At 71.8% G+C, this 26,265-nt stretch carries 25 protein-coding genes; 14 read left to right on the forward strand and 11 right to left on the reverse strand.

Translation table 11 applies throughout. The features are described 5' to 3' along the window. Nucleotide 1 precedes the first annotated feature (1 nt). The 3 genes from ACPCJR_RS07625 to pabB are packed head-to-tail and all read right to left on the reverse strand — an operon-like array spanning nucleotide 2 to nucleotide 2,875. Entirely contained in the window at nucleotides 2-859 is an 858-nt protein-coding gene (locus tag ACPCJR_RS07625; protein ID WP_391511302.1) for an aminodeoxychorismate lyase, read from the reverse strand. Beyond that, nucleotides 846-1,475: an anthranilate synthase component II gene (locus tag ACPCJR_RS07630; protein ID WP_391511301.1), complete on the reverse strand. Its 630-nt coding sequence runs from the start codon at nucleotides 1,473-1,475 to the stop codon at nucleotides 846-848. Before ACPCJR_RS07630 ends, ACPCJR_RS07625 begins: the two co-directional genes overlap by 14 nt. Then, nucleotides 1,472-2,875 carry an aminodeoxychorismate synthase component I gene (gene pabB, locus ACPCJR_RS07635; protein WP_391511300.1) on the reverse strand — a complete coding sequence of 468 codons (1,404 nt, stop codon included), beginning with the start codon at nucleotides 2,873-2,875 and terminating at the stop codon, nucleotides 1,472-1,474. Before pabB ends, ACPCJR_RS07630 begins: the two co-directional genes overlap by 4 nt. A 403-nt stretch (nucleotides 2,876-3,278) precedes the next feature. Between pabB and ACPCJR_RS07640 the strand changes: the two genes are divergently transcribed. The 6 genes from ACPCJR_RS07640 to ACPCJR_RS07665 all read left to right on the forward strand — a co-directional run bounded on the left by ACPCJR_RS07640 (nucleotide 3,279) and on the right by ACPCJR_RS07665 (nucleotide 7,200). Further along, a complete protein-coding gene (locus tag ACPCJR_RS07640) occupies nucleotides 3,279-3,542 on the forward strand; it encodes a type II toxin-antitoxin system RelB/DinJ family antitoxin (RefSeq protein WP_391511299.1) in 264 nt (87 codons plus the stop codon). Further along, nucleotides 3,529-3,810, forward strand: coding sequence for a type II toxin-antitoxin system YafQ family toxin (locus tag ACPCJR_RS07645; protein WP_391511298.1), 282 nt, complete (start codon nucleotides 3,529-3,531; stop codon nucleotides 3,808-3,810). The genes ACPCJR_RS07640 and ACPCJR_RS07645 overlap by 14 nt, the downstream gene beginning before the upstream one ends. A 118-nt stretch (nucleotides 3,811-3,928) precedes the next feature. After that, nucleotides 3,929-5,275 carry a 30S ribosomal protein S12 methylthiotransferase RimO gene (gene rimO / locus ACPCJR_RS07650; protein WP_391511297.1) on the forward strand — a complete coding sequence of 449 codons (1,347 nt, stop codon included), beginning with the start codon at nucleotides 3,929-3,931 and terminating at the stop codon, nucleotides 5,273-5,275. Nucleotides 5,276-5,350: 75 nt separating this feature from the next. Then, nucleotides 5,351-5,536 (forward strand): hypothetical protein, encoded by a 186-nt coding sequence (locus ACPCJR_RS07655; protein ID WP_391511296.1) that lies wholly within the window; start codon nucleotides 5,351-5,353, stop codon nucleotides 5,534-5,536. Between the two features lie 11 nt (nucleotides 5,537-5,547). Beyond that, nucleotides 5,548-5,961 (forward strand): DoxX family protein, encoded by a 414-nt coding sequence (locus tag ACPCJR_RS07660; protein WP_391511295.1) that lies wholly within the window; start codon nucleotides 5,548-5,550, stop codon nucleotides 5,959-5,961. Between the two features lie 486 nt (nucleotides 5,962-6,447). Next, nucleotides 6,448-7,200, forward strand: coding sequence for a class I SAM-dependent methyltransferase (locus ACPCJR_RS07665; RefSeq protein WP_391511294.1), 753 nt, complete (start codon nucleotides 6,448-6,450; stop codon nucleotides 7,198-7,200). 1 nt (nucleotide 7,201) lies between these two features. Here ACPCJR_RS07665 and mazG read toward each other — a convergent pair whose 3' ends face one another. After that, nucleotides 7,202-8,044, reverse strand: coding sequence for a nucleoside triphosphate pyrophosphohydrolase (gene mazG, locus ACPCJR_RS07670; RefSeq protein ID WP_391511293.1), 843 nt, complete (start codon nucleotides 8,042-8,044; stop codon nucleotides 7,202-7,204). 812 nt (nucleotides 8,045-8,856) lie between these two features. On the opposite strand from mazG, the gene ACPCJR_RS07675 reads away from it, so the two are divergent. Together ACPCJR_RS07675 and ACPCJR_RS07680 are read left to right on the forward strand one after the other, a co-directional pair. Then, nucleotides 8,857-9,945 carry a replication protein RepA gene (locus ACPCJR_RS07675; protein ID WP_391511292.1) on the forward strand — a complete coding sequence of 363 codons (1,089 nt, stop codon included), beginning with the start codon at nucleotides 8,857-8,859 and terminating at the stop codon, nucleotides 9,943-9,945. Nucleotides 9,946-10,642: 697 nt separating this feature from the next. After that, nucleotides 10,643-11,167, forward strand: a complete 525-nt coding sequence (locus ACPCJR_RS07680) for a hypothetical protein (RefSeq protein ID WP_391511291.1) — start codon at nucleotides 10,643-10,645, stop codon at nucleotides 11,165-11,167. A gap of 82 nt (nucleotides 11,168-11,249) precedes the next feature. On the opposite strand, the gene ACPCJR_RS07685 is transcribed toward ACPCJR_RS07680, so the two are convergent. After that, nucleotides 11,250-12,668: a patatin-like phospholipase family protein gene (locus ACPCJR_RS07685; RefSeq protein WP_391511290.1), complete on the reverse strand. Its 1,419-nt coding sequence runs from the start codon at nucleotides 12,666-12,668 to the stop codon at nucleotides 11,250-11,252. A gap of 505 nt (nucleotides 12,669-13,173) precedes the next feature. Between ACPCJR_RS07685 and ACPCJR_RS07690 the strand changes: the two genes are divergently transcribed. The 3 genes from ACPCJR_RS07690 (at nucleotide 13,174) to ACPCJR_RS07700 (ending at nucleotide 16,008) form a co-directional block, all read left to right on the forward strand. Beyond that, nucleotides 13,174-14,223 carry an HpcH/HpaI aldolase/citrate lyase family protein gene (locus tag ACPCJR_RS07690; RefSeq protein ID WP_391511289.1) on the forward strand — a complete coding sequence of 350 codons (1,050 nt, stop codon included), beginning with the start codon at nucleotides 13,174-13,176 and terminating at the stop codon, nucleotides 14,221-14,223. A gap of 118 nt (nucleotides 14,224-14,341) precedes the next feature. Next, nucleotides 14,342-14,680, forward strand: coding sequence for a heat shock protein HspQ (gene hspQ / locus ACPCJR_RS07695; RefSeq protein WP_391511288.1), 339 nt, complete (start codon nucleotides 14,342-14,344; stop codon nucleotides 14,678-14,680). Nucleotides 14,681-14,793: 113 nt separating this feature from the next. After that, on the forward strand, nucleotides 14,794-16,008 hold the full coding sequence (locus ACPCJR_RS07700) for a GGDEF domain-containing protein (protein ID WP_391511287.1): 1,215 nt from the start codon (nucleotides 14,794-14,796) through the stop codon (nucleotides 16,006-16,008). Between the two features lie 37 nt (nucleotides 16,009-16,045). On the opposite strand, the gene ACPCJR_RS07705 is transcribed toward ACPCJR_RS07700, so the two are convergent. Then, complete coding sequence (locus ACPCJR_RS07705; RefSeq protein ID WP_391511286.1) at nucleotides 16,046-16,228, reverse strand: hypothetical protein; 183 nt, start codon at nucleotides 16,226-16,228, stop codon at nucleotides 16,046-16,048. Between the two features lie 297 nt (nucleotides 16,229-16,525). On the opposite strand from ACPCJR_RS07705, the gene ACPCJR_RS07710 reads away from it, so the two are divergent. The 3 genes from ACPCJR_RS07710 to ACPCJR_RS07720 all read left to right on the forward strand — a co-directional run bounded on the left by ACPCJR_RS07710 (nucleotide 16,526) and on the right by ACPCJR_RS07720 (nucleotide 22,543). Continuing rightward, complete coding sequence (locus ACPCJR_RS07710; RefSeq protein ID WP_391511285.1) at nucleotides 16,526-17,773, forward strand: efflux RND transporter periplasmic adaptor subunit; 1,248 nt, start codon at nucleotides 16,526-16,528, stop codon at nucleotides 17,771-17,773. A gap of 12 nt (nucleotides 17,774-17,785) precedes the next feature. Then, nucleotides 17,786-20,944, forward strand: coding sequence for an efflux RND transporter permease subunit (locus ACPCJR_RS07715; protein ID WP_391511284.1), 3,159 nt, complete (start codon nucleotides 17,786-17,788; stop codon nucleotides 20,942-20,944). A gap of 372 nt (nucleotides 20,945-21,316) precedes the next feature. Then, the gene (locus tag ACPCJR_RS07720) at nucleotides 21,317-22,543 is read left to right on the forward strand and encodes an HD-GYP domain-containing protein (RefSeq protein ID WP_391511283.1); all 1,227 of its coding nucleotides are present in this window, start codon (nucleotides 21,317-21,319) and stop codon (nucleotides 22,541-22,543) included. A 20-nt stretch (nucleotides 22,544-22,563) separates the two neighbouring features. Here ACPCJR_RS07720 and speB read toward each other — a convergent pair whose 3' ends face one another. From speB to ACPCJR_RS07745, 5 genes are all read right to left on the reverse strand, one after another. Further along, nucleotides 22,564-23,625, reverse strand: a complete 1,062-nt coding sequence (gene speB, locus ACPCJR_RS07725) for an agmatinase (RefSeq protein WP_391511282.1) — start codon at nucleotides 23,623-23,625, stop codon at nucleotides 22,564-22,566. Nucleotides 23,626-23,815: 190 nt separating this feature from the next. Then, nucleotides 23,816-24,133: a hypothetical protein gene (locus ACPCJR_RS07730; RefSeq protein ID WP_391511281.1), complete on the reverse strand. Its 318-nt coding sequence runs from the start codon at nucleotides 24,131-24,133 to the stop codon at nucleotides 23,816-23,818. A gap of 256 nt (nucleotides 24,134-24,389) precedes the next feature. Further along, nucleotides 24,390-25,670: a bifunctional phosphopantothenoylcysteine decarboxylase/phosphopantothenate--cysteine ligase CoaBC gene (coaBC, locus tag ACPCJR_RS07735; protein WP_391511280.1), complete on the reverse strand. Its 1,281-nt coding sequence runs from the start codon at nucleotides 25,668-25,670 to the stop codon at nucleotides 24,390-24,392. A gap of 68 nt (nucleotides 25,671-25,738) precedes the next feature. Beyond that, nucleotides 25,739-26,017, reverse strand: a complete 279-nt coding sequence (locus tag ACPCJR_RS07740) for a type II toxin-antitoxin system RelE/ParE family toxin (protein ID WP_391511279.1) — start codon at nucleotides 26,015-26,017, stop codon at nucleotides 25,739-25,741. A 12-nt stretch (nucleotides 26,018-26,029) separates the two neighbouring features. Continuing rightward, entirely contained in the window at nucleotides 26,030-26,257 is a 228-nt protein-coding gene (locus tag ACPCJR_RS07745; protein WP_391511278.1) for a hypothetical protein, read from the reverse strand. Nucleotides 26,258-26,265: the final 8 nt, after the last annotated feature.

The following is a 26,265-nucleotide window of genomic DNA, read 5'->3' on the forward strand; positions in this document are numbered from 1 at the left end:
ACTACGGGTCGAGCGCCTCCGGCCCGACCCCACACGACTCCGCCACCGCCGCCCGCAGGGCCGCGCAGAGGCGCCGGACGGTTCCGTGCCCGGCGCTGTCGTAGGCCCGGGCACCGAGCGCCGTCACCGGCGCGAGCAGGCGCAGGGAGTTCGTCACGAACAAGGCCTCCGCGGCCTCCAGCTCGGAGGGCGGGAGAGGGCGCTCCGCGATCGCCAGGCCGAGCGCGGGCGCGATCTTCGTCAGAATCTCGGCCCGGACGATGCCCGGCAGCACGCCCTCCTCGGAGGGTGGGGTCACGATCGCATTCGGGAAGACGGCGAAGACGGTGCCGGTGCCGGCGCAGGCCACGCGGCCCTTGGTGTTGAGGAACAGCGCCTCGTCGAAGCCCTGCGCCTGCGCCTCCCGGGCGGCGAGCACCGCGTCGAGATAGCCCAGCGTCTTGAGGCGGGCGGCCGGCGAGGTCTCGTTGCGGGCGATCGGCGTGAGGATGAGCCGCAGGGGCGCGAAGAACAGCCCGGCCCGCGCGGGCGCGACGCTGCCGAACAGGAAGGGCGTCGGCTCCGGCGGCGGGGCCAGCCCGCGGGGGCCGGGGCCGCGGGTGAGGGTGGTGCGGATCGCCGCGAGCGGGACCGCGCCCGCGAGCGCCTGCATCGCCGCGACGATGCGCGCCCGGTCCACGGGGAAGCCGAGCGCCGCCGCGGCGGCGGCGAGGCGGTCGACATGGGCCGCCTCGAAGGCGACCCGGCCCTGGAGCGCGAGCGCCGTGTCGAACACGCCGTCGCCGAGCAGCAGGCCGCGGTCGCCCATGGCGAAGGGCAGGGTGCCGCCTTCGACCAGCCGCCCGTCAGACCACAGCATCGGCGGGCCTTCTCGTGCGCGCCGGGTCGCGATCCGCCCGCCACGCGCGGGCGCCCTTGAGGAAGTTGGCGAACAGGGCGTGGCCGTTCTCGGTCAGCACCGATTCCGGGTGGAACTGGATGCCCCAGGTCGGATGCGCGCGGTGGGAGAGCGCCATCACCTCGCCTTCCGCCGAGACGGCATCGACCGCGAGCTGTCGCTCCATCTCCGGCGTCGGCGCCACGATCAGCGAGTGGTAGCGCCCGACCTGCATCGGCTGCGGCAACCCCGAGAACAGCCCTGCACCCTCGTGGCGGATCGGCGTGGCGTGGCCGTGGAGCGGGCGGCCTGCCCGCTCGACCCGGCCGCCGAAGGCCGCGCCGATCGCCTGATGCCCGAGGCAGACCCCGAGGATCGGCACCTCGCCCGAGAGTTCGCGGATCGCGGGCAGGCTGACGCCCGCCTCCTGCGGCGTACACGGGCCGGGGGAGATCACCACCGCCTCGGGCTTCAGCGCGCGGATGCCGGCAACGTCCAGCGCGTCGTTGCGCACGACCTCGACCCCTTCGCCGAGTTCCTCGAAGTAGCGCACCACGTTGAAGACGAAGGAATCGTAGTTGTCGACGACGAGGATCATGGCGCCTCCTCCCCGAAGGCCGCGAAGACGCGCGCCGCCTTGGTCAGCGTCTCCTCGTATTCGGGGCCGGGCTCGGAGAGCAGCGTCACGCCCCCGCCGGCCTGGAGCACGGCCTGGGCTCCGTCCATGAACACGGTGCGGATCGCGATCGAGGTGTCGAGCGATCCGTCGAAGCCGAGCGCGCCGATCGCCCCGCAATAGAGCTCGCGCGCATCCGTCTCGATCTCGGTGATGATGTCCATGGCCCTGAGCTTCGGCGCGCCGGTGATCGAGCCGCCGGGGAATGTCTTCTCGATGAGGTCGAGGGCGTCCGCCCCCTCCCGGAGCGTGCCGGTCACCACCGAGACGAGATGGTGGATGCCGGCATAGGATTCCACCCCGCACAAGGTCGGCACCCGCACGCTGCCCGGCTCGCAGACCCGCGAGAGGTCGTTGCGCAGCAGGTCCACGATCATGATGTTCTCGGCCCGCTCCTTCGGGTTGGCCTGGAGCGCGGCGGCGACCGCGGCGTCGCGGGCCGGATCGGGATCGCGGCGCACCGTACCCTTGATCGGCCGGGTCTCGACCGCCCGGCCCTCCAGCTTCAGGAAGCGCTCGGGCGAGGAGGAGGCGACGGCGAGACCGTCGAAGGCGAGATAGGCGCCGAAGGTCGCCGGGTTGGTGGCGCGCAGCCGGCGATAGAATGCGAAGGGGTCGAAGCCGGGCGGCAGGTCGGCGGCGAAGCGCTGGGCGATGTTGGCCTGATAGATGTCGCCGGCACGGATGTAATCACGAACCCTTTCGACAGCGATTTCATAGGCTTCGCGCGAGAAGTTCGAGCGCCATGCGAGCGGCACTCCGACCCAGGCGGGCACCGGCTCGGGCGCGTCGGCCAGCAGCGCCGCGAAGCGCTCGAGCCGCTCCCCGGCCCGCCGCTCCCGCGCGGCCGGGTCGGTCTCGGGAAAGCCGGTCGAAATCAGCAGGCAGGTGCGGCGCCCGTGATCCACGGCGAGCAGCGTGTCGTAGAGGTTGAAGGCAGCGTCGTCGGTGAGCCCCGCCCGGCGGGCCGGGGCCGCGACCCGCTCCAGGCTCGCGCCGAGATCGTAAGCGAAGTAGCCGATCGCCGCCCCGGGAAAGGCCGGCAGGTCGGCCCGCGGCGCGAGGCGGTAGGGCGCGAGGCAGGCCCGCAGGGCGGCGAGCGGGGGGCCGGGGATCTCCCGTCCGTCCAGCGTGGCGCGGCCGTCGCGATACCGGAACCGCGCGAACGGCTCGGCGGCCAGCACCGAGACGCGGCCCAGCGTGTCGTGCTGCATGGCGCTGTCGAGGAAGGCGAGTCCGGGCAGCCGGGCGAGCCGCGCGGCGGCCGCGACCGGGTCGGTGTAGGGAATCTCGCGGGTCCAGACCATGGGCTCGGCCGTCATGCCTCGTGCGGCGCTCGTTCGGGTTTAACCAAGGGCGCGCGGCGCGCTCCCGTCAATCGCCCCCGCCTTCCGGACCTGCGGGAGGGGTATGCGCGAGGGCCGGCGGGAGGTTGATCCATTCTCTCAAAAATGTAATTTAAGCCATTCTTTTGATTGTAAATTTTTGGAATCCAAAAGTGGCGGTATCGGGACTCGGGTGATTGGCGAGTGCCTGACGGTGCAGTGACTCAACCTCGGGCCTGGAACTCCCATTCGAACGGACCATCGGGAGTGCCCCTCCCTGGATAAGCGGGCGGCGTGCGACAGGACCGCGTCGTGACCGGCCGTCGGTATCCCACACCGTACGATCCCTTGTATCTCGTTCCAGGCTGTATGACATTGTCGTGCAGATCGAGGACCACTCATGCCGACCAAGCCGTTGATCCAGGCGCGGATCGATGCCCACACCAAGGAAGAGGCCACGATCGTCCTCCGGGCGATGGGTCTGACCGTATCGGATGCGGTTCGCATGATGCTCGTGCGCGTAGCGCGCGAGAAAGCGCTTCCCTTCGAGCCCTTGTTGCCCAACGAGACGACCGTCGCGGCCATGCGCGAGGCGCGATCCGGCAACCTGCCGGGCTTCGCCAGCGTCGGTGCGCTGATGGCCGATCTCGATGCGGACGCTTGAACGCACGACGCAGTTCAAGCGTGACTATAAGCGGGAGATGAAGGGTCGGCACGGGGCCATCCTCCAGACCGAGCTGACGGCGGTGCTGACGGAGCTGGCCGCGGATCGCCCCCTCGCGGCACGCCTGCGCGACCATGCGCTCACCGGCAACTGGGCCGACCATCGCGACTGCCACGTGAGGCCGGATCTGGTGCTGATATATCGGCTCGTCGGCGCGGAAACGATCCAGCTGGTGCGCCTCGGCTCGCATGCCGAACTCGGCTTCTGAAGATCCCGCCGGCCACGCTCGCAACCGCGCCACGATGCGGTTATATCGGCCCATCCACCGCCATCGATGCAGGACGCGCGGGCCTCCGATCCGGAAGCGCCGCCCCCAACGGGCCGTCATGACCGCAACCGCCTCCCCCTCGGACACCAAGGGCGCCGCCGCGCCGCGGATCTCCTTCGTGTCGCTGGGCTGCCCCAAGGCGCTCGTCGATTCCGAGCGCATCCTCACCCATCTGCGCGCGGAGGGCTACGAGTTGAGCCGCCGCCACGACGGGGCGGACGTGGTGATCGTCAACACCTGCGGCTTCCTCGATTCTGCCAAGGCCGAGTCGCTCGCCGCGATCGGCGAGGCCATGGCCGAGAACGGCCGGGTGATCGTGACCGGCTGCATGGGCGCGCAGCCCGACGAGATCCGCGAGAAGTACCCGAACCTGCTCGCCGTCACCGGCCCCCAGGCCTACGAATCGGTGGTCGCCGCCGTGCACGAGGCGGTGCCGCCCGCCCACGACCCCTTCCTCGACCTGATCCCGCCCCAGGGCGTCAAGCTCACCCCGCGCCACTACGCCTATCTGAAGATTTCCGAGGGCTGCAACAACCGCTGCACCTTCTGCATCATCCCCTCATTGCGCGGCGATCTCGTCAGCCGCCCGGCGGGCGACGTGCTGCGCGAGGCGGAAAAGCTGGTGAAGGCCGGCGTGAAGGAACTGCTCGTCGTCTCGCAGGACACCTCGGCCTACGGCGTCGACACCCGCTACGCCACGAGCCCGTGGCGGGACCGGGAGGTGCGCGCGCGCTTCTACGATCTGGCATCAGCGCTCGGGGAGCTCGGGGCCTGGGTACGGCTGCACTACGTCTACCCCTACCCGCATGTCGACGAGGTCATCCCGCTGATGGCCGAGGGCAAGATCCTTCCCTATCTCGACATGCCGCTCCAGCACGCCAGCCCCTCGGTGCTCAAGCGGATGCGCCGGCCCGGCAACCAGGAACGCCAACTCGACCGCATCCGGCGCTGGCGCGAGATCTGCCCGGATCTCGCCATCCGCTCGACCTTCATCGTCGGCTTCCCCGGCGAGACCGATGCCGAGTTCGAGGAACTGCTCGACTGGATCCGCGAGGCGCGGCTCGAGCGGGTCGGCTGCTTCGAGTACGAGCCGGTGAAGGGCGCTCCCGCCAACGATCTCGGCCTGCTGGTGCCGCCGGAGGTGAAGGCCGAGCGCAAGCGCCGCTTCATGGAGGCGCAGAGCCACGTCTCGCTGCGCTTGCAGCGCGCGAAGGTGGGCAAGCGCTTGTCCGTCATCATCGACGAGGCGGGCCCGAGCGGCGCCCGCGGCCGCTCCAAGGCCGACGCGCCGGAGATCGACGGCAGCGTCCACGTCGCCTCGCGCCGCCCGCTGCGGCCCGGCGACATCGTCACCGTGAAGATCGAGCGGGCCGACGCCTACGACCTGCACGGCATCGCCGTGTAGGGGAGGGCGCGCAAAGCGAACCCTCCGGCGCACGGCACGTTGCCCCGTTACGATCACCGAGCGGGCGAGGGATGGATGGCGAACGAGCAGCGCGACCAGAGCAACACGGCGGCGGTCTCGCCCAAGGACCCGGCGACGGGCCGGTTGACGTCGCAGCAGGGTCCGATGGAGCGCGCCGGCACCGAGGCCGAGGAGGCCGCGCGCGGCAACACGAAGTCGGGCGAGGACAAGCGGCAGGCCGAGGACGACCGCTCCGCCTGAGCCCTCTCGAGATGGGCGACGACCGCCGCTGGCTGCGCTTCGGCCTGATCGGCCTCTACGGCGGCATCGGCGTCGTCCATCTCGCTGCCACCGACCGCTTCCTGCCGATCATGCCGGACTGGGTGCCGCAGCCGCGCCTCGTGGTGATCGCCACGGGTCTCTGCGAGATCGCGGGGGCGCTGGCGCTGTTCGTGCCGCGGCTGCGGCGCCTCGCCGGGATCCTGCTGGCGCTCTACGCGGTCTGCGTGGTCCCGGCCAACATCAAGCAGGCGGTCGAGGGCATCCCGGTCCCGCCGATCCCCGACACGTGGTGGTATCACGGGCCCCGCCTCGCCCTGCAGCCGGTCATGGTGTGGTGGGCGCTCTACGCCGTGCACGTCGTCGACTGGCCCTTCAAGGCCGCACGAAGAAGCGGCGGCGGGTAATTCTGGGGAACTTAATTCAGTCGTAGCGTGGCCGTGCACCAGTCGCACGTTAAGCATCTCGTAAGAATAAGAATGTGTTTTCGCTGAGGACAACGACGTTCGATCGGGCTGAATTTGTCGCGTCCGGTAGTCCCGGGCCGACGAACCTGTCTAGGCTCGGTCCATGCCGAAGCGTCGTGATCCGAGCCCGACCCGACCATCCCGCGCGGCGGACGAGGCGGAGCCTCGGCCCGAGCAGGCGGCGGTCGAGCGCGCCCTCGAGCAGGTCGTCGAGCGCTTGGCGCCGAAGCCGCCAAGTGCCAAACCATTCGGTGCCAAGCCGGCGGGGAAGGGCAAGCCCCGCGCGCAGCGGTGAGCGGCGCCCCCGATCCTGCGCGTGCCGTCGACTTGGGCGCACCGGGTCGGGGCCTCGCGATCCCCGTTGCAACGCGCCTTCTTTGACGAACCGGTTTCCCCTTCGCAGGGATGCGCTCTAGGCTGGCGCCGATGCCGGCCTTCAAGGACCACTTCTCGACCGCTGCCGCGGGCTACGCCGCCCACCGGCCGCGCTACCCGCAAGCCCTGGCCGACTTCCTCGCCGACGCCGCCCCGGCCCGCGACCTCGCCCTCGATGCGGGCTGCGGCAGCGGCCAGCTCTCCCTCACCCTGGCCGAGCGCTTCGCGAGGGTGGTCGCCACCGATGCCAGCGCCGCGCAGATCGGCGGCGCGAGCCCGCATCCCGGCATCGCCTACCGCCTCGCCCCGGCCGAGCGCAGCGGCCTGCCGGGGGCCAGCGTCGATCTGATCACCGCGGCGCAGGCCGCCCACTGGTTCGACCTCGACGCCTTCTACGCCGAGACCCGCCGCGTCGCCCGCCCGCGGGCCGTGGTCGCCCTGATCAGCTACGGCGTGCCGCGGATCGAGGATGCGACCGCCGATGCGGTGCTGGGACAGTTCCACCACGGCACGCTCGCGCCCTACTGGCCGGCCGAGCGCCGGCACGTCGAGGACGGCTACCGCGCCCTGCCCTTTCCCTTCGCGGCGCTGGAGGCGCCCCAGCTCGCCATCGCGGTGGCCTGGAGGCTGGCGGAGCTGATCGGCTACGTCGAGACGTGGTCGGCAGTCCGGGCCGCCGAGCGGGCCGTCGGCCGCGCTCCGGTCGAGGCGTTCCGCGCGGCCCTGGCCGGGGTCTGGGGCGATCCCGAGGCGGCCAAGCCGGTGCGCTGGCCGCTGGCCCTGCGCGTCGGCCGCGTCCCGTAGCTCAGCCCTTCTCGTCGCGCTTCACCGCCTGCCACGCCGCCTCCATGGCGGGGAGGGCGGCGGCGTCCAGTGCCTGCCCCCCGGCCGCGAGGCGGGCGGCCATGGCGGTGAAGCGGCGCTCGAACTTGGCGGTGCCCCGGCGCAGGGCCTCTTCCGGATCGACGCCCGCGTGCCGGGCGAGGTTGGCCACCGAGAACAGCAGGTCGCCGATCTCCTCGAACACCGCCTCCGGCGCGCCCATTCTCAGGCTCTCCTCGACCTCGTCGGTCTCCTCGCGCACTTTGGCCAGCACCTGGGCGGCATCCGCCCAGTCGAAGCCGACGGCGGCGGCGCGCTTCGAGATGCGGTCGGCCCGGGCCAGAGCGGGGAGGGCGCGGGACACCCCGCCCAGCGGGCCCACCGCCTCCGCCTTGCCGGACGCGCGGCCCTCCGCGGCCTTCCGCGCCCGTTCCTGCCCCTTGATGATGTCCCAGGCCGCCTTGATCGCCTCGGGGTCGGTCGGGCGCCGCTCGGGGGGCAGGAACGCGCCGGAAGCGTCGAACACGTGCGGGTGGCGCCGGATCAGCTTGGCGCGGATCGCCTCCGCCACGTCGTCGAAGCGGAAGGCGCCGGCCTCTTCCGCGATCCGGGCCTGGAACACGACCTGGAGCAGCAGGTCGCCGAGTTCGTCGCGCAGATCCTCCGGGTCCCCGCGCTCGACCGCGTCGGCGACCTCGTAGGCCTCCTCGATCGTGTAGGGGACGATGCTGTCGTGCGTCTGCCGCACGTCCCAGGCGCAGCCCCGCTCCGGATCGCGCAACCGCGCCATCAGCGTCAGCAGCCTGTCGATCGGTGCCTCGTCCATCGCTCCCCGCCTCACGCCCGCTCGCCCGTTCCGGGCCGCTCCCGCTCATAGACGCTCCACCGCGCCTTGCGCAGAGCCCGGCGGATAGGGGGAAAAGCGGGTGAAGCTGTGCAAAATTCCCTTCATTCCTTTTGAAAACCAGCGAACAAGGCCTGTTCGTTTTAGCGGACGCACCGCGACATCCCTTAGGAAAGCTATCTGTTAAGGATTCTCAGAGAGTCAGTTCGGCAAGTTATAGGGGAACGGAAAATCCTCTTTCTGCTCCGTTGCTTGAGGCCTGTTCGCGCATTCAACTCTGCGTGGCGGCGCATCCGACTCTGCGTGCCGGTGCATCGGAGTCTGCGCGCGGGAGGGAGCCTCGCGCATCGGATTCTGCGCAGGCCCGTACCGGATTCGGCGTGCAGAACCGCGTCCCGCGGTGGATCGTGGGGACAAGCCGGCGGGGGAGGGGCGTATCGAACTCTGCGCGGGCCGATCCGGGCGGGATGCGCGCGCATCGGATTCTGCGTGCCGGCCCGGCCCGCCCGCCGCGCCCGAACCGGCGGGCCGCACCACGCGCCTGTGCAGGACTGCCCCGGCGAAGCGTGGATTCCCGGGAAAACTTCGGAAGCCCTCGGGACTCCGCGGAGCCGAATCGTGACAGATCGGTTGGCGCCCCGGGGGATTGCGCGGGGACCGGGCAGGCCGCCCCGCGGCGGCCCGTCCGCCCGAACAGTCCGGGCTCGAGGAAAGACAGGCGACGTGACACGGGACGGCAGCACGCAGCACGACCGGCCCCCGGGCTCCGGAAGCGGGAGGCGATAGGGGAGGCGATGTCGGGGCTGGAGGCCAAGATCGCCGCGATCCGCGACGCGGATCTGCGGGCGGAGCTGGAGGCGGCGCGGGGCGGATTCCTGTTCGCGCCGATCGTCGAGCACCTGCTGTTCCGTCAGCGCGAGCGCGATGCCGCCCGGGCGCAGGAGGGCGCGCAGGCCGAGGCCCGCGAGGCCATGGGCCGCGACCGCCGCCGCCGCGACGCCGTGCGCGAGGTGATCGAGAACGAGCCGACGGCCCCGGAGAACCTCCAGCACCTGCATTCGGTGCTGGCGCTGTGCGGCCTGCCCTACCGCGATCCGGGCGCGGCCCGCGACTTCGTGCGCGAGTACGGCCGCAACTCGCTCAGCCTCTCGGCGGGGCGCCTGAAGAACCCGGTCACCGGCGAGATGGAGCTGCAGGGCCTGCCCTACGGCCCCAAGGCCCGGCTGGTGCTGCTGCATCTCTGCACCGAGGCGGTGCGCCAGCGCAGCCCGGTCATCGAGGTCGCCGACAGCCTCTCCGGCTTCATGAAGGCCATGGGCTTTGCCGTCACCGGCGGCGAGCGCGGCACCATCGGCGCCTTCAAGGAACAGCTCAATCGGCTCGCCGCCTGCTCGATGCAGATCGGCCTGTGGGACGGGGAGGGGCAGGCCTCGACCCTCAACGTGCCCCCTTTCCGCCAGCTCGAACTCTGGCGCCGGGGCGATGACGGCCTGGTCTGGCAGCGCACCGTCTCGTTCCATCAGGATTTCTACGACAGCCTGATCCGCCACGCCCTGCCCGTCGATATTCGCGCGGCGCGCGCCTTCTCCGGCTCGGCGCGCAAGCTCGACCTGCTGTTCTGGACCGGCTACCGCCTGCGCGCCCTGCAGCGCCCCCTGCGGCTCACCTGGGACAACCTGCACCGCCAGTTCGGGGCGGAGAACGCCAGCCTGCGCAGCTTCCGCCAGGCCTTCAAGGCGGATCTGGCCGGCCTGCTGGAGGTGTTTCCGCGGCTGCGGATCGATCTCGACGAGGGCGGCATGCTGCTGCACCCGGCCGATCCCGGCAGCCTGCTGGTGCCGCCCAAAGCCGCCCGCACCGCCCGTGCGGCGGCGCGCGGCTGACGAGCGTCGCTTCCGGCGACGGGTCGGGAATATTCCATAAGAACGGGTCGGCGTGTTCCAAAGCCCAGCGCGGCCGATAAGGAATATTGTCGCGAACTCGGAATAGGCGCCGCATTCCTTCGACGCGGAACAGCCCGCCGGTTTCAGGGCCGGCCGGTGCATGCGAATGAAGCGATCCCTCGTTCCCCATCACGGCCCCATCCCATCCACTTCCGCCTCCTGATATCGTCTCCGTTTGATCGCCTCGGCCCTTGCCCCGCTCCGTCATCGCGAGGCGGAGCCGACGCGACCCAGAGCGCGACTTGTCCGGACAGTGCGGAGCCCTGGATTGCACGGCTTCGCCTCGCAAGGACGAAGGAAGAGACCAAAGCGATCAGCCGGAACCGTCTGAGGTACCGCGTCGGCGGCCTCGGAGGATGCTCCAGGGATCGCCGCGGCCGGTTGGAGGGTCCTTCGGGGCTGCGCGATCCTTCGCACCGCGGGATGAGGCGGTGGACGGGACGATCGCGCTCGAACGGGCTCCGGACGATCGGGGTGCAGCCTGTCGCGGGCTCGGCCCCCGCGCCCATCCTCCTCAAACGGAAGAACCTTTCGGAAGAGCAGGGAATGGAAATTCCTTGCGCTCCGTTCCGGGGCGCGGCATTCTCCATTCCGAAGAACGTTCCCTCGAAGGGAATGACCACCCGGAAAGCCGAGCATGGTTCTGTCGGAAGCCGAGGCCCTGGGGCGGCTGGAGGCGCTGCGCCGGGAGCGCGAGACGATCGACCGGCAGATCGCCGAGCTCCTTCTCTATCTCGATCTCGGGCGGCGCCTGGGCGGGCCCTCAGCGCCGCGGGCGCCGGAGAGCGCTGAGCCGCCCCCCGCCCCGCCTCCGCCCCGGCGGGAGGCTCCCCCCGCTCCGCCGGAGCCTGCCACCCCGGCGCCGTCCCGCCCGCCGGTCGCGCAGCCCGCCCCGGCCGAGCCCGGCCTGTCCGAGACGGTGCTGGCCCGCCGCTACGGCCGGGCGGTGATCGAGGCGTCGCTGGCGGTTCTGGAGGAGGCGGGCCGCCCGCTCCACGCCAGCGAGATCCTGGCGCGGCTGGCAGAGCAGGGCTTCGCCCTGCCGGGTCAGGACCCGGTGGCGGCGCTCAACACCCGGCTCTGGAAGCGCTCAGGGCCCGGCGGCCCGCTCAAGCGCCTGGGCGAGGCCGTCTACGCCCCGGCCGATGCGGAGGAGGGATAGACGGCCCCATCGTCGTTGCGGGATGCCGGTGAAGCGATGACGGGGAGCCGTCATCGCGGCCGGGCGGGTCGGCCGAGGCCCGTCAGCGCGAGGCGGTGACGGCGCCGGCCGGCTCGGAGGCGCGGCGGTTCTCGCGGCCCGCGGCGGCGGCCGGGGGATGGGCCTGGGTGAAGGCGCTGCCCTCGCGCGCCAGGGCTTCGCCGTGGGCGAACAGCGCCCGCATGTAGCCCTGGTCGAACGGCCGGTCCGAGGTCTTGGTGAAGCGCTCGTCGATGAGCGCCACCCGCAGGTCGAGGCCGGTGCGCCCGGCATAGGCCTTGGTCAGGGCCAGCGCCGCACGCGTCTGTGCCTTGATCGCCGCCGACATGGTGCGGCCGAGCACGGAGAGCGTCGTGCGCGAGGCCATCTGGAATTCCGGCTCGAGCCGGTTGTTGACGACGAGGTAGACCCGGCTCGTCGGCAGGTGCAGCCGGGTCTCGCCCTCCAGCGCGGCGGCCGGCGCGAGGTAGAACGGCGCCATGGCTCCGCCGTCGTCGTGCAGCTCCTCGAACGGCTTCGCCTTCGCTTCCCCCTTCCCCTCGCCCTTCGCAGCGTCCTTGACGCCGTTCTTGGCGCTATCCTTGGCGCCATCCTTGGCGCCGTCCTGGGGCTCGGCCGGGATCGCCACCGGCGGGAAGACGCCGGGCACCGCCGTGGAGGCGAGCACGATGGCGCGGAACAGGGCGAGTGCCCGCGGGTCGCCGGTCGCGGCGCTGCGCGCGGCGATGGCGCCCATGTCCCACAGCACCGGCCGCTCGCTGTCGACCTGGGTCGTGGCGATCAGCAGGCGGCGGCCCTTGGCGTGCTCGGCCGCCACCGCCTTGAGCAGGTCGGGCGTCACCGTGCGCGCGATCCGCTCCTTGAGCGGCCACGTGTCGGTGAGCGAATCCCGCGTGGCGCCGAACTCGAACACGTCGGCGGCCGAGATCTCGGTGTAGTTCTCCTTGAGCGCCGCGTCGGCCCTGGCTCCGAGTGCGGGCGCGACGAAGGCGAAGGGCGCGATCAGGGCGCCGGTCGAGACGCCGGTGATCACGCCGAAATCCGGTCGGTCGCCGCGCTGGCTCCAGCCCGCCAGCAGGCCGGCGGCGAAGGCCCCGTTCTCGCCGCCGCCGGAGAGCACCAGCCAGGGATCGGAGGCCCGCGCCGCCCCGTCGATCAGGGCCTGGAAGGCGGTCGCGTCGTCGCCCGGGATGCGCACCGAGGCCGGCAGGCCCTCGGGCCGCGCCGTCAGGGCCTGGGCGGCGGTGTAGCTCGGCCGCTCGTCGGCCGGCTTCCTCGCCTTCTCGGCGGCCAGCGCCCCCTGGGAGGGGCCGGCGGCCAGGCCGAGGGCGAGGGTGGCGAGGGCCAGGGTGCGGCCCCAGCCCGGATGGCGACCCGGCCCATGCTTCGGCACGGCGCGCCGCGTGCGTCCCGGGTCGGGCAGGATCGGTTGCAGGATCGGTTGATTGAACAGTCTTGGCATCGACGCACGTCTCCCGACGGTGTTCGACAGCCCGCCTCGCCCAAAAAACACGGGCCGCGGCAGTCCGTTCCGTTCCCCCGCCCCCGGTTCGTGCGCCGCCGTTCCTTCGCCGGGCAAGCTTTGTCCTGCCTGCCGACGCGTTCGGTGACCGGGCCTATACTTCCAGAACCCGGCGGTCCGCTCGAATTCTTGGCGAAGACTTCGCGACGTCCGTCGATCATCCTCCGAACCCGGTTCCGGCGCAATACGCCAACATGCGTATCCCAGGGATCTCGCCTGAATTCCCGTCGCGCGGGCAAAGTGTTCGAGCGCACGGAGCGCGACGCGCGGCTCCGGCCCGGCTCGACCAAGGTCGGCTTTACGCCGGGGGGCGCGGTGCTCTAACCCGATGGGTCAAGGGTGCCTCACGAAACTCCCGGTCACCGACGCCTCTCGCTCTGGCGACGCAAGCCCGGCGGGAGTTTTGGGAGAGACACCAAGACACCAGACCGGAGACCGAGAGCCGATGAAACTTCCGCGCCGCTTCTTTCAGCCGCTCGCCGCGGGCGCGCCCGAGCCGTTCCGCGAGCTGCCGATCAAGCTCGAGCGGATGATCCACTTCGTGCCGCCCCACAACGACAAGGTCCGCGCCCGGGTGCCGGAGCTGGCCAAGACCGTCGACGTGGTGCTCGGCAACCTGGAGGACGCGGTTCCCGCCGACCAGAAGGAGGCGGCGCGCAAGGGCTTCGTCGAGATGGCCCGGTCCACCGATTTCGCGGCCTCCGGCACCGGCCTGTGGACGCGCATCAACGCCCTGAACTCGCCCTGGATTCTCGACGACCTGTTCACCATCGTCGCCGAGGTCGGGGACCGGCTCGACGTGGTGATGGTGCCCAAGGTCGAGGGGCCCTGGGACATCCACTACATCGACCAGCTGCTGGCCCAGCTGGAGGCGCGCCACGGCGTCACCAAGCCGATCCTCGTCCACGCCATCCTCGAGACGGCGGAAGGTGTCGCCAACGTCGACGCCATCGCCTCGGCCTCCCCCCGCATGCACGGCATGAGTCTCGGCCCGGCGGATCTGGCGGCCTCGCGCGGCATGAAGACGACCCGGGTCGGCGGCGGCCACCCGGATTACCGCGTCCTCTCCGACCCCAAGGGCGAGGAGGCCCGCGCCTCCGCCCAGCAGGATCTCTGGCACTACACCATCGCCCGGATGGTCGATGCCTGCATGGCCAACGGCATCAAGGCCTTCTACGGCCCCTTCGGCGACTTCTCGGATTCGGCCGCCTGCGAGGTGCAGTTCCGCAACGCCTTCCTGATGGGATGCGCCGGCGCCTGGACGCTGCATCCGAGCCAGGTGGCGCTGGCCAAGACCGTGTTCGCCCCCGATCCGGCGGAGGTGAACTTCGCCTCCCGCATCGTCGAGGCGATGCCCGACGGCACCGGCGCGGTGATGATCGACGGCAAGATGCAGGACGACGCCACCTGGAAGCAGGCCAAGGTCATCGTCGATCTCGCCCGGCTGGTGGCCGAGAAGGACCCGGATCTGGCCAAGGTCTACAATCTGCCCTGATCGGCGCGAAGGAATGCGGGGGCCCGCGTTTGGCGCGGGAACCCGCAGCGCAGCCGCCCGGATTTCGCATGCGGGCCCCGCGTTGGAACGGAAGGGGCGGGAAGCCTATCTAACGGTCATGACCCAGACCAGCATGAGAACCGCCAAATTCGGCCTCGGGGCGGTGGTCCGGCACCGGATCTACCCGTTCCGCGGCGTGGTGTTCGACGTCGATCCGGAATTCGCCAACACCGAGGAATGGTGGCTCGCCATTCCCGAAGAGGTTCGGCCGCGCAAGGACCAGCCCTTCTACCACCTGCTCGCCGAGAACGCGGACAGCGAGTACGTCGCCTACGTCTCCGAGCAGAACCTCCTGCCCGACACCTCCGGCGAGGCCCTGCGCCACGCCGGCATCAACGAGGTGTTCGAGCGCAGCGCCGACGGGGTCTACCGCATGCGGGCCAGCCACGCGAACTGATCCGCCGGGCGGGTCGGGGCGGGCGGGGACGGAACCCTTTGTTCAAGCGTCTTTGCTAGCGAAGCCGTAACCTTACCGTTGCGCGGGGCCCGTTGGCGATGGATGTGGTCACCATGCTGCTCATGAGCCTCGCGGCGGCGGCCGCCGCCGCGGGCTTTCTCGCCTTCGAGTGGCGGACCCTGCGCGACGGCGCGCTGCTCCTCTGGTGCGCGGGCTTTGCCACCATCGTGGTCGGCTGCGGGCTCTCGCCGCTGCGCTCCGCCTCCTTCCTCCTCGGCGTCTGGTTCGCCAACGGCCTGCTCGTCGTCGCCCATCTCGCCTTCCTCTACGGCACCGCGCGCTTCACCGGGCGCCGGATCGGGCCGCTCTGGTGGGGGCTGCTCCTGCCCTGGGCCGGTCTGCTTCTGCTGCCGGCGGGGCTCGACCCCACGCCGGCCTTCGCCGTGACGAACAGCGCCCTGGTCGCCGCCGCGGCGCTGAAGGCCGGCCATCTCCTCCTGTCCCGGAGCGGTGCGCCGTTTCCCGAGCGCATGGCCGCCTCGGACGGCCTGGGCGCCGTGTTCCTCGTCCACGGCGCCTTCTACGGCCTCAAGGCGCTGCTCGTGCCCCTGCCCGGCGCCTTCGTCAGCCTCGTCGGCTTCAAGGGGATCATGATCCAGATCTCCCTGTTCGAGGGCATCCTGGTCGAGATGCTGCTCGCCCTGCTGATGGCCACCGCCGTGCGCCGCAGCCGGGAGGAGGCGATGACGCGGCTGGCCGAGCGCGATCCCCTCACCGGCGCCTTCAACCGCCGCGCCTTCGAGAGCCGGGCCGCCGAGACCCTGCGCGCGAACGCCGATCGGCCCGGCGCCCTGCTGCTGCTCGATGTCGACCGCTTCAAGACGATCAACGACCGCCTCGGCCACGCGGCCGGCGACCGCATCCTGGTGGCGCTCACCCGCGTGCTCGACGCGCTGCTGCCGCGCGGGGCGATCCTGGCGCGGCTCGGCGGGGACGAGTTCGTGATCCTGATTCCGGAGGCGGAGGAGGCGGCGATCCGCGCGTTCGGGGTCGCGATCCGCACCGGCCTGGCCCGCGAGGGAGCCCGCGACCTGCCGGTGGCCGCTACGGTGAGTCTCGGCGCGGCCCTGTTCGAGGGCGAACCGGCCGGGGGCCTCTCCGCCCTGCTGGCCGGTGCCGACATCGCGCTCTACGCGGCCAAGGGCGAGGGCCGCGACCGGCTCCACGTCCGCCGCCTGGAGACGCCCGCCGAACCGGCGGCGCGGCGGCGGCCGCCGGACGCGGTCAATGCCGTGCGGGTGCCGCCGGGCGACGGCTGCCGCGCCTGAGAGACCGGCCCGGGGACCGGTGCCGATTCCGCTCGGATCAGGAGATCAGGTCGAGCTTGGCCGTCTCGAAGCCCGCCGCCCGCAGGCCGTCGGGAAGCGCGGTGTAGTCGGGATAGCCGGCCTCGCGGGCCATGGCGTCGAGGGCGGTGCGCTCGTCGTCGGCGCTGCCCGTCCAGAGAACCGCGCCGCTCGTCTTCTGCCGAATCTGGAAGATGCTCATGCCGTCCTGCCCATCGAGGAAGAGTGTTCTGACGGGACAACCCGGCCAAGCCGGGCCGGTTGCACGGCCCGGTGCAGGTGGTGGCGCCCGCGATGACTTGAGACCCGTGCCGCGCCCGGCCGGAGCGGGCGGGGAAGTCTGATTCCGACCGCTCGAACGGGCTGTTGCCGCCGCGCGACACTTCGGGCAGGCTCTTTGCGGATCGGCCATCTCCGGCGGGACGCGCCACGAAATCGCCGATCGCAGCGCGGAAAGCGGGATGCGGCGCATCGGCGCCCCCCCGAAAGGCCCTTCCCGATGCCGGCCCATTCACCCTTGCGTCCGCTCGCGGTCTCGATCGCGGCGGCTTGCACACTCGGGACTTGCCTATTCGGGACTTGTCTCCTCGGGGCCGACTCCCTCCAGGCCGCCGAGGCGCCGCCCGCCTCCTCGGTGCCCGATCCGGCCACGCTCCTGCCCGCGGTGAGCGTGGTCCCGGCGGAGCGGCGCGAGATCGTCGAGCGGGCGATCGTCACCGGCACGCTGGTGCCCCGCGACGAGATCCTGGTCGCCCCCGAGGTCGAGGGCCTGCGCATCGTCGAACTCGCCGCCGAGGAGGGGGACCGGGTCGAGCGCGGCGCGGTGCTGGCCCGGCTCTCCCTGGAGATGATCGAGACGCAGGAAGCGGCCAACCTCGCCGCGACCGCGCGGGCCGAGGCCGCCATCGTCCAGGCGAAGAGCCAGATCGTCCAAGCGGAGGCGGCCCAGGTCGAGGCGCGCCAAGCCCTGGAGCGGGCGCAGGCGCTGGTGAAGACCGGCAACGCCACCGCCGTCACCCTGGAGCAGCGGGTCTCGGCCGCCCAAGGGGCGCAGGGCCGGCTCGATGCCGCGCGGGCCGGGCTGGCGCTGGCCGAGGCCGATCGCGCCACGGCGCGGGCGCAAGGCCGCGAGATCGCCCTGCGCCGGGCCCGCACCGCGATCCGCGCCCCGGAGGCCGGGATCGTCAGCCGCCGCACCGCCCGGGTCGGCGCCACCGCGAGCGCGGTCGGCGAGCCGCTGTTCCGCCTGATCGCCCGCGGCGAGATCGAGCTGGAGGGCGAGGTGCCCGAGACCGCCCTGCCGCGTCTCCGGGCCGGCGCCCCGGCGCGCCTGGAAACGGAGGACGGGCGCGTCGTCCCCGGCGCGGTGCGCCGGGTCTATCCGGAGGTCGAGCGCGCCACCCGGCTCGGCAAGGTCCGCATCCGACTGGAGCCCGACCCGGCCCTGCATATCGGTGCCTTCGCCCGGGGCCGGGTCGAGGTGGCCCGGCGCACGGGCGTCGCGGTCCCCCTCGCCGCCGTGCTCTACGCCGCCGACGGCTCGGCGAGCGTGCTCGCCGTGGCGGAGGGCCGCGTCGCCGCCCGCCGGGTCGAGACCGGGCTCTCGGCGGAGGGGTTCACGGAGATCCGCTCCGGGATTGCGGCGGGAGAGAGCGTGGTGGCCCGCGCCGGCTCGTTCCTGCGCGACGGCGACCGGGTGCGTCCCGTGCCGCCCGCCGCGGCGCAGGCCGCCGCCGGCCCGCGCTGAGGAGCCGGGATCATGCGCCTCAACGTCTCGGCCTGGGCGATCCGCAAGCCCATCCCCTCCCTCGTCCTGTTCCTCGTGCTGATGGTGCTCGGCCTCGTCAGCTTCCGCAGCTTGCCGATCACCCGGTTTCCCAACATCGACATCCCGATCGTCTCGGTGACGGTCACGCAATCGGGCGCCGCCCCCTCCGAGCTGCAGACCCAGGTCACGAAATGGGTCGAGGATTCGGTGGCCGGGGTGAAGGGGGTCAAGCACATCCTCTCGACCATCTCGGAGGGCTCCTCGATCACCACGATCGAGTTCCGCCTGGAGGTGAACCAGGATCGCGCCGTCAACGACGTGAAGGACGCGATTTCCAAGATCCGCATCAACCTGCCGCGCACCATCGACGAGCCGATCATCAGCCGCGTCGAGATCGCCGGCCTGCCGATCATGATCTACGGCGCCTCGGCGCCTGCCATGGCGCCCGAAGACCTCTCGTGGTTCGTGGACGACGTGGTCGCCCGCTCGATCCAGGGCGTGAAGGGGGTGGGCGGCGTCGAGCGGCTGGGTGGGGTCGCCCGCGAGATCCGCGTGACCCTCAAGCCCGACCGGCTGCTCGCGCTCGGCATCACCGCCGCGGACGTGAACCGGCAGCTGCGCCTCACCTCCGCCGACATGGCGGGCGGGCGCGGGGAACTCGCAGGGAGCGAGCAGTCGATCCGGACATTGGGCGCCTCGTCGAGCCTGGAGACGCTGGGGGCCACCTCCATCGTCGTGCCGGGCGGGCGCAAGGTGCGCCTCGACGAACTCGCCACCCTCATGGACGCGGCCGAGGAGCCGCGCACCTTCGCCCGCTTCAACGGCGAGCCGGTGGTGGGCTTCGCGATCTCCCGGGCGATGGGGGCGAGCGATGCCGAGGTCGCCGCCGCCGTGGCCAAGCGCGTCGAGACCCTGCACGCCGAGAATCCGGGCGTGCGCTTCGACCTGATCGACACCAGCGTCGTCAACACCATCGGCAACTACCACTCGGCGATGCTGGGCCTCTTGGAGGGGGCCGCGCTCGCCGTGATCGTGGTGTTCCTGTTCCTGCGCGACTGGCGCGCCACCCTGATCGCCGCGGTGGCGCTGCCGCTCTCGGTGCTGCCGACCTTCTGGGTGATGAGCGCGCTCGGCTTCTCGCTCAACGCGGTCAGCCTGCTCGCGATCACGCTGGTGACCGGCATCCTCGTCGACGACGCCATCGTCGAGATCGAGAACATCGTCCGCCACATGCGGATGGGCAAGTCGGCCTACCGCGCCTCGCTCGAGGCCGCCGACGAGATCGGGCTCGCGGTCATCGCCATCACCGCGACCATCATCGCGATCTTCGCCCCCGTCTCCTTCATGCCCGGCATCGCCGGCCAGTACTTCAAGCAGTTCGGCCTCACCATCGCGGCCGCCGTGTTCGTCTCGCTGCTCGTCGCGCGCCTCATCACGCCGCTGCTCGCCGCCTACTTCCTGCGCGACCACGGCCCGGACCACGCGCGCGAGGGGCCGGTGATGCGGGCCTATACCCGCCTCGTGGCGTGGTCGGTGCGCCACAAATATCTGACGCTGATCCTTGGGCTGGCCTGCTTTGCCGGCTCGATCGCCTCGACCCGGCTCTTGCCCGCGGGCTTCATCCCGGCGGAGGACGCGGCGCGCACGATGTTCGTGGTCGAACTGCCCCCCGGCGCCCGGCTCGACGACACGCAGCGCCTCTCCGACGGCATCGTCGATGCCTTACGCGGGATGCCGGAGGTCCGCTCCGTCTTCGTCGATGGCGGGCGCCAGCTGCCGGGCAAGAAGGAGGTGCGGCTGGCCAGCCTCACCGTGAACCTCACGCCGAAGAGCGAGCGGGCGCTGACCCAGAAGCAGGTCGATCTCAAGATCTCGAGCGTTCTGCGGCAGGTGCCCGACATCCGCTTCTGGTCGCTGCAGGAGGGCGGGCAGCGGGAATTCGCGCTGATCGTGTCGGGACCCGACAAGGCGATCGTGGCCGATGTCGCCGCCCGCCTGCAGCGCGAGGCCATGGGCGTCCCCCACCTCGTCAACGTGATCTCGACCGCCCCTCTCGACCGCACCGAGATCCGCATCACCCCCAAACCGGGCGTCGCCGCCGATCTCGGCGTCTCGACCGATGTCATCGCCGAGACCGTGCGGGTCGGCACGATCGGCGACATCGCCGCCAACCTCGCCAAGTTCAACGCGAGGGATCGTCAGGTCCCGATCCGAGTCATGCTGCCCGAGCGCCTGCGCGGGCAATTGCCCGAGATCGCGACCCTGAAGGTGCCGGTGAAGGCGGGCGCGGCGGTGCCGCTCTCGACCGTGGCCGACCTGACGCTGGGGCGCGGCCCCACGGCCATCGACCGCTACGACCGCACCGTGCGCGTCGCCGTCGAGGGCGACCTCCAGGGCTCGGACGCGCTGGGCTCGATCATCGAGCAGGTGATGGCCCTGCCCGCCGCGACCAACCTCCCCGAGGGCGTCACCATCCGGCAGACGGGTGACGCCGAGATCATGGGCGAGGTGTTCGAGGGCTTCGCGCTCGCCATGGGCGCCGGGCTGATGATGGTGTTCGGCGTCCTCGTGCTCCTGTTCGGCAATTTCCTCCAGCCGCTCACTATCCTGTTCTCGCTGCCGCTCTCCATCGGCGGGGCGATCCTGGGGCTCCTCGTCTTCCAGATGCCGATCTCGATGCCGGTCGTCATCGGCATCCTGATGCTGATGGGCGTGGTGACCAAGAACGCGATCATGCTGGTCGATTTCGCCATCGAGGAGATGGCCCGCGGCGTGGACCGGGTCACCGCCATCGTCGATGCCGGCCGCAAGCGGGCGCGGCCCATCGTCATGACCACCATCGCCATGGCCGCCGGCATGGTCCCCTCGGCACTCGCGCTCGGCATCGGCGGCGAGTTCCGCGCCCCCATGGCGGTCGCGGTGATCGGCGGCCTCATCGTCTCGACGGGGCTGTCGCTGATCTTCGTGCCGGCGATCTTCCTCCTCGTGGATGACCTGTCGCGCCTGTTCGTGCGCCTGTTCGGCCGCTTCGTCGGCTGCACGGACGACCCGGAGGCCGGGCAGGGACATGACGAAGGGGACGGACCCTATCGCCCGGGGGCACCCGCCAACGCGGCCGGCGCCTATGGAGGCCGGGCCGCGGCCGAGTGAGACGGTTTTCCGCTTGATCCATGCGGGAGCCGTATCGGCAAGCCGGCGCGGCGCCTGAGCGAAGCCCGAATCCGCCATCCCGAAGGGATCAACCGGATTTGGTATCTGGCGCCCGCGGCCGCTGATGCCGGGACGCCTCAAGCTTTCGCGGCCCCGCGGAGGCGGACGTGACCGTGTGCCCGAGGCTAAGCCGATCGATCCGCCGCTGCGGGAGCTTGGCCGCCGCCGCCGGCCCGACGGCAATTCTCTGCCTGCCGCGACGACGCGAGGGTTGTAGGATCGGGACGATGCGAAGCATTTCGCAACATTTTTGATATAGCAGGAGGAATGCGCTTCGCGTCCGACATGGCACGTGCGGCCGACGGATGATCGATGCAGGAACCGCGGGACCGATCCGGGCGTCGGAACGGCTCAGAGAGCCGCGAAGACGCACGCGCTGCGACGCCGCGCGAGGGTGTCGTCGTCCTCGTCTCGGACCGGCGCGAGCGGGCGGAGCGCCTGGCCCGGGGCATTGCCCTCGTCCTGCCCTGCCGCGTGATCGAGCCCGGTGCGGCCCTGCCCGCCGGGCGGCCCGTCGCCTTCATCGTCGATCTCGCCGCCGAGCACGGGAACACGACGGCCTGGATCGCGTGGCTCGCCGGCCGCATCCGCGAGAGCGGGCTGCCCTGCCTCTATCTCGCCCGGGGCCGGGCCGCGCAGGACGCGGCCGCCATCGCCATGCTCGGCGCGCCGACGGTGATCGATCCGCGCCAGTCCTCCGGCATCGTCCCGACGCTGCTGCGCCTCGTCGCCGAGGGAGGCAAGGGGGCCTTCACCGCCGGTGAGCGGTCGCCCCCGGCCAAGGGGCGGGCGCCGGAAGCGGCCGGAACGGTCGAGCGCCGGGCGGGAACGCCGCTGGCCCGGGTGGAGACCGCGACGACCCTCGTCACCCGTCTGTTCGACGCCGCCGCCGCCGGGCGGCCCCCGAGCCCCGAGGAGGCCGAGGCGGGCACGCAGATCGTGCTCGACACGGTGTCCGAGGTCGGCATCCGCGGCTGGCTCGACCTCGTCTGGCGCCACGACATCCAGGTCTACCAGCACTCCCTGAGCGTGGCGGGCTTCGCCGCCGCCTTTGCCGCCGAACTCGGCTTCTGCCGGGCCGACCGGGAGCGGCTCGCCCGGGCCGCCCTGCTGCACGATGTCGGCAAGGCCCTGATTCCGCTCGCCATCCTCAACAAGCCCGGCCCCCTGACGCCCGACGAGATGCGGGTGATGCAGACGCATGCCGCGCTCGGGGCCGACCTGCTGGCCCGGGACGGTGCCTTCGCCCCCGAGATCCTCGACGTGGTGCGCTACCACCACGAGCGTCTCGACGGCTCGGGCTATCCCGAGGGCCTGACCGGGCCGCGGATCGGCGACCTCGTCCGCCTCGTGGCGATCTGCGACGTGCATTCGGCGCTCACCGAGCGGCGGGTCTACCGCCCGGCTCTGTCCGCCGGGCAGGCGCTGGCGATCATGGAGAGCCAAGCCGGCCAGCTCGATGCCGACCTGCTCCGGGTCTATCGCCCGGTCATCGCGCGCGCCGGTTCCGCCGCGGACCGCCCGGGCCCGACGGGCTGAGTCGGGTCCGCGCGGCAGCCTCAATCCGTCCCCTCGTCCATCCCTTCGCCCGCCCGCTGCCGCGCCGCCTCCCGCTCGGCCAGCAGGCACAGGATCTCGAAGGCGATCCCCGCGCCGGCGAGCGCCGTGATCCCGGTGGGGTCGAGGGAGGGCGCGACCTCCACCACGTCCGCCCCGACGAGATCGAGCCCGCGGAAGGCCCGCAGCAGGTGCAGCGCCTCGCGGGTCGTGAAACCGCCGATCTCCGGCGTGCCGGTGCCGGGCGCGAAGGCGGGATCGAGGCTGTCAATGTCGAAGCTGAGATAGGTCGGGCCCTCGCCGACCACCGCGCGGGCCTCCGCCGCCACCTCGGGCAGGCCGCGGGCGCAGACCTCCTCCATGGCGATGATCCGCAGGCCCTGGGCCAGGGCCCAGTCGCGCTCGTCGGCCGCGTCCATGCTGCCGCGGATGCCGATCTGCACGCAGCGGCGCGGATCGAGCGCGCCCGCCTCGATCGCCCGCCGGAACGGCGTGCCGTGGGTGAGCCGCGTCCCGCCGTACTGCGCGTCGTCGGTGTCGCTGTGGGCGTCGATGTGAATCAGGCCGAGGCGTTCCCCCTGCGGACGGGCGGCGCCGAGCGCCCGCAGCACCGGATAGGTGACGAAATGGTCGCCGCCCACGGTCAGTGGCACGATCCCGGCCTCGGCGAGGGGCCGGTAGAAGGCCGCGATGCGCCGATCGGTCTCGGCGGCATCCACGGGGTTGACCGGCACGTCGCCGAGATCGGCGCAGACCGCCAGGTCGTAGGGAGCGATGCCGGTGGCATGGTTGAGCGCCCGCGTGCCGGTGGAGGCCTCGCGCACGGCCCGCGGCCCGAGCCTTGCCCCGGGCCGCCCCGTGGTGGTGCCGTCGAAGGGGATGCCGATCAGGCCGATTTCGACCGCGCCCGGCGCCGCACCGGGATCGAGGACGGGCAGCCGCATGAAGCTCGCGACCCCCGAGAAGCGCGGCGTCTCCATCCCGGAGGCCGGGCGGAACCGGGCCAGCCGCTCCGCCCGCGCGCCGACGCCCCCTCCATCAACCCCCGTTGCCTCGTCCGGCATGATGGTCCTCCCCGGCGCCGGCCCTGCACGGCACGTCCTGCCCGCATCAAGCCGCCGGGGCCGTCCGCCCGCAAGCCCCGCCGTCGGTCGAGGGACTAATCCCGACCGATGCCCTGCGCGGGGCCTGATCGGCCGCGCTTCCGTCGCCAGAGCGAGAGGGGTCGGTGACCGGGAGTTTCGTGAGGCACCTTTAGCCGCGCTGCTTCGAGCGCAGGGCGCTGGCATCGCCCGAGGTGTTCGTCGTCGGCCCGGCCAGCCCGCTGGAATGGGCCGCGTCCCCGCCCTCGCCTTGATCCTCGGTTTGGCGGGCGCCGACATGGTCGTGGTACTGCTCGGTCTGGACGTGGCGGCTGTCGAGGCCGCGCTCGTCGGAGTGCCGGGACTTGTCGCGGTTGCTCAGCACCTCGTTCTCCCCGAGGATGCCCTCGGGCAAGTCGGTCATGGCGCCGGTCCCGTCGCCCTTGCCCTGCGCGCCGGGGCCCATGCTGTGCCGGTCGGCCTTGGCCATGATGTCGCTCCTGTCGCTGTGATGGCGTGGAGGATGGATCTGGGAAAGGGGGCGGGGAGAGCAAGCTGAGCGGGAGAAAACTTAAAGGTCTCTGCGCCTGGAACATTTCGCGCCGCGTCGATCTCAGCGGCGTTGTTGCGCCGAAGGGCGATGCGCGGGCCGCGATCCTTTGGCGAATGCCTCACGGCTGCGGCCAAGACGGGCTGAGCAACTTGGCTTTTCCCGCCAAAGGCCCGCTGCCCCGCCCGCGCGAGGCTCAGCGCAAGCGTCCCGCGAGCAACTCCGCGAACCGCGCCACCAGCCGCCGCCCGACCTCCTCCTTGCCGAGCTTCGGCCAGGTCTCGACCCCGCCCTCGCGCGCCACGAGGTGGACGGTGTTCTCCAGCCCGCCCATCACGCCGCCCTCCGCCGAGACATCGTTGGCCACGATCAGGTCGCAGCCCTTCCGCGCGATCTTTTTCCGCGCGTTGTCGATCACGTCGTCGGTCTCGGCAGCAAAGCCCACGACGAGGGGCGGGCGCCCCGCGCTCCGCCCGGCGATGGTGGCGAGGATGTCCGGGTTCTCGACCAGGGCCAGGGGGGCGGGGAGGCTGCCATCCTTCTTGATCTTGCCCGCCCGCGTCTCGGCGGGGCGCCAGTCGCCGACCGCGGCGGCGAAGATCGCCAGATCGGCCGGCAGGGCCGCCTCGACCGCGGCCAGCATCGCGCGGGCGCTCTCCACCCGCACCACGGCGACGCCCTCCGGATCGGGGATCGCCACCGGCCCGGAGACCAGGGTGACCCGCGCCCCGGCCTGCGCGGCGGCGGCGGCGACCGCGTGGCCCTGGCGGCCCGAGGAGCGGTTGGCGAGGTAGCGCACGGGATCGATCGGCTCGTGGGTCGGGCCCGAGGTCACGAGCACGTGCCGCCCGGCCAGCGGCTTCTTCGGGACCTCGTGGCCCGCCAGAAACCCGATGCCGGGGCTCGCGGCGCGTTGCCTCAGCAGCGCTTCGAGGGCGTCGGCGATCTCGTTCGGCTCGGCCAGCCGTCCGGGGCCGAACTCCGCCTCGGCCATCGCCCCCTCGTTGGGACCGACCACCGCGACGCCGTCGGCCTTCAGGGTCGCGAGGTTGCGCTGTGTCGCCGCGTGCTGCCACATCCGCACGTTCATGGCCGGGGCGATCAGGATCGGCAGGGTGGTGGCGAGCAGCACCGTCGAGGCGAGGTCCGGCGCGTGGCCGGTCGCCATCCGCGCCATCAGGTTGGCGGTGGCCGGCGCCACCACGATCGCGTCCGCATCCCGGGCGAGCTTGATATGGCCGATATCGGCCTCCGTCTCCCGGTCGAACAGGTCGGTATGCGCCCGCTCCCCGGCGAGCGCGGCGGCCGCCAGCGGCGTGACGAATTCCTGCGCCGAGTCGGTGAGCAGCGGGCGCACCCGCGCCCCGCGCTCGCGCAGGCGCCGGATCAGGTCGAGCGCCTTGTAGGCGGCGATCCCGCCGCCGACGATGAGGAGGACGCGGCGGCCGGCGAGGGGCTTTGCGGATGAAGCGGACATGGGCGCAGAACGGGGATTTGCGGGGCGCGCGTCAAGGGCGGGACGTTCGGCGCAGCTTGGGCCGAGGTTCAGGACAAAGGACGACGCGCGCTGTGGCGCACGCTGCGGATGATGATCTCGCCGTTCCCGACGCGGTAGGTGACGACGTAAGGATAGGGGGAGGCGACGATACGCCGAACGCCGCGCCGTGCGGTCGCCTGCCCGGCAAAAGGATGCTGCAGCAACAGGAGCATCAGGTCTTGCAGGCGTGCCTGCACATGGTTCGCACCCTGCGGATTATGCTGGGTGATATAAGCAAGTGCCTGATCGAGTTGACGCGCGGCGGGGCGTGTGAGGCGCAGTCTCACAAGTCACATGCCTCATAGGCCGTACTTGGCCCAGATGGCGCGCACTTCCGCGTCGGTCGCGAAATCGCCGCGCGCTTCGGCGGCATCGGCCTCATCCTGCTCCGCCTCCTCCTCCGGGGTGAAGTGGTAGACGGCCTGTTCCTCGCCCGCATAGCTCAGCACCATGCGGGCGATGGCGTCCTGCACCTCGGGCGGCAGGTTCCGGGCGGCGGTGATCGCCTTGTCGAGAAGGTCGGTCATGGAAGGGA

It is taken from the genome of Methylobacterium sp. NPDC097929 (assembly GCF_049543375.1).
Lineage (GTDB): Bacteria > Pseudomonadota > Alphaproteobacteria > Rhizobiales > Beijerinckiaceae > Methylobacterium.

Coding starts and splice junctions, on each gene's coding strand:
- ACPCJR_RS07625 (WP_391511302.1), bottom strand. CDS start 859: ATGCTGTGGTCTGACGGGCGGCTGGTCGAAGGCGGCACCCTGCCCTTC.
- coaBC (WP_391511280.1), bottom strand. CDS start 25,670: ATGTCCGCTTCATCCGCAAAGCCCCTCGCCGGCCGCCGCGTCCTCCTC.
- ACPCJR_RS07680 (WP_391511291.1), top strand. CDS start 10,643: ATGGTTCTGTCGGAAGCCGAGGCCCTGGGGCGGCTGGAGGCGCTGCGC.
- ACPCJR_RS07690 (WP_391511289.1), top strand. CDS start 13,174: ATGAAACTTCCGCGCCGCTTCTTTCAGCCGCTCGCCGCGGGCGCGCCC.
- ACPCJR_RS07685 (WP_391511290.1), bottom strand. CDS start 12,668: ATGCCAAGACTGTTCAATCAACCGATCCTGCAACCGATCCTGCCCGAC.
- ACPCJR_RS07720 (WP_391511283.1), top strand. CDS start 21,317: ATGCAGGAACCGCGGGACCGATCCGGGCGTCGGAACGGCTCAGAGAGC.
- ACPCJR_RS07630 (WP_391511301.1), bottom strand. CDS start 1,475: ATGATCCTCGTCGTCGACAACTACGATTCCTTCGTCTTCAACGTGGTG.
- mazG (WP_391511293.1), bottom strand. CDS start 8,044: ATGGACGAGGCACCGATCGACAGGCTGCTGACGCTGATGGCGCGGTTG.
- ACPCJR_RS07640 (WP_391511299.1), top strand. CDS start 3,279: ATGCCGACCAAGCCGTTGATCCAGGCGCGGATCGATGCCCACACCAAG.
- ACPCJR_RS07715 (WP_391511284.1), top strand. CDS start 17,786: ATGCGCCTCAACGTCTCGGCCTGGGCGATCCGCAAGCCCATCCCCTCC.
- hspQ (WP_391511288.1), top strand. CDS start 14,342: ATGACCCAGACCAGCATGAGAACCGCCAAATTCGGCCTCGGGGCGGTG.
- ACPCJR_RS07745 (WP_391511278.1), bottom strand. CDS start 26,257: ATGACCGACCTTCTCGACAAGGCGATCACCGCCGCCCGGAACCTGCCG.
- pabB (WP_391511300.1), bottom strand. CDS start 2,875: ATGACGGCCGAGCCCATGGTCTGGACCCGCGAGATTCCCTACACCGAC.
- rimO (WP_391511297.1), top strand. CDS start 3,929: ATGACCGCAACCGCCTCCCCCTCGGACACCAAGGGCGCCGCCGCGCCG.
- ACPCJR_RS07710 (WP_391511285.1), top strand. CDS start 16,526: ATGCCGGCCCATTCACCCTTGCGTCCGCTCGCGGTCTCGATCGCGGCG.
- ACPCJR_RS07645 (WP_391511298.1), top strand. CDS start 3,529: ATGCGGACGCTTGAACGCACGACGCAGTTCAAGCGTGACTATAAGCGG.
- ACPCJR_RS07705 (WP_391511286.1), bottom strand. CDS start 16,228: ATGAGCATCTTCCAGATTCGGCAGAAGACGAGCGGCGCGGTTCTCTGG.
- ACPCJR_RS07660 (WP_391511295.1), top strand. CDS start 5,548: ATGGGCGACGACCGCCGCTGGCTGCGCTTCGGCCTGATCGGCCTCTAC.
- ACPCJR_RS07655 (WP_391511296.1), top strand. CDS start 5,351: ATGGCGAACGAGCAGCGCGACCAGAGCAACACGGCGGCGGTCTCGCCC.
- ACPCJR_RS07675 (WP_391511292.1), top strand. CDS start 8,857: ATGTCGGGGCTGGAGGCCAAGATCGCCGCGATCCGCGACGCGGATCTG.
- ACPCJR_RS07665 (WP_391511294.1), top strand. CDS start 6,448: ATGCCGGCCTTCAAGGACCACTTCTCGACCGCTGCCGCGGGCTACGCC.
- ACPCJR_RS07700 (WP_391511287.1), top strand. CDS start 14,794: ATGCTGCTCATGAGCCTCGCGGCGGCGGCCGCCGCCGCGGGCTTTCTC.
- speB (WP_391511282.1), bottom strand. CDS start 23,625: ATGCCGGACGAGGCAACGGGGGTTGATGGAGGGGGCGTCGGCGCGCGG.
- ACPCJR_RS07730 (WP_391511281.1), bottom strand. CDS start 24,133: ATGGCCAAGGCCGACCGGCACAGCATGGGCCCCGGCGCGCAGGGCAAG.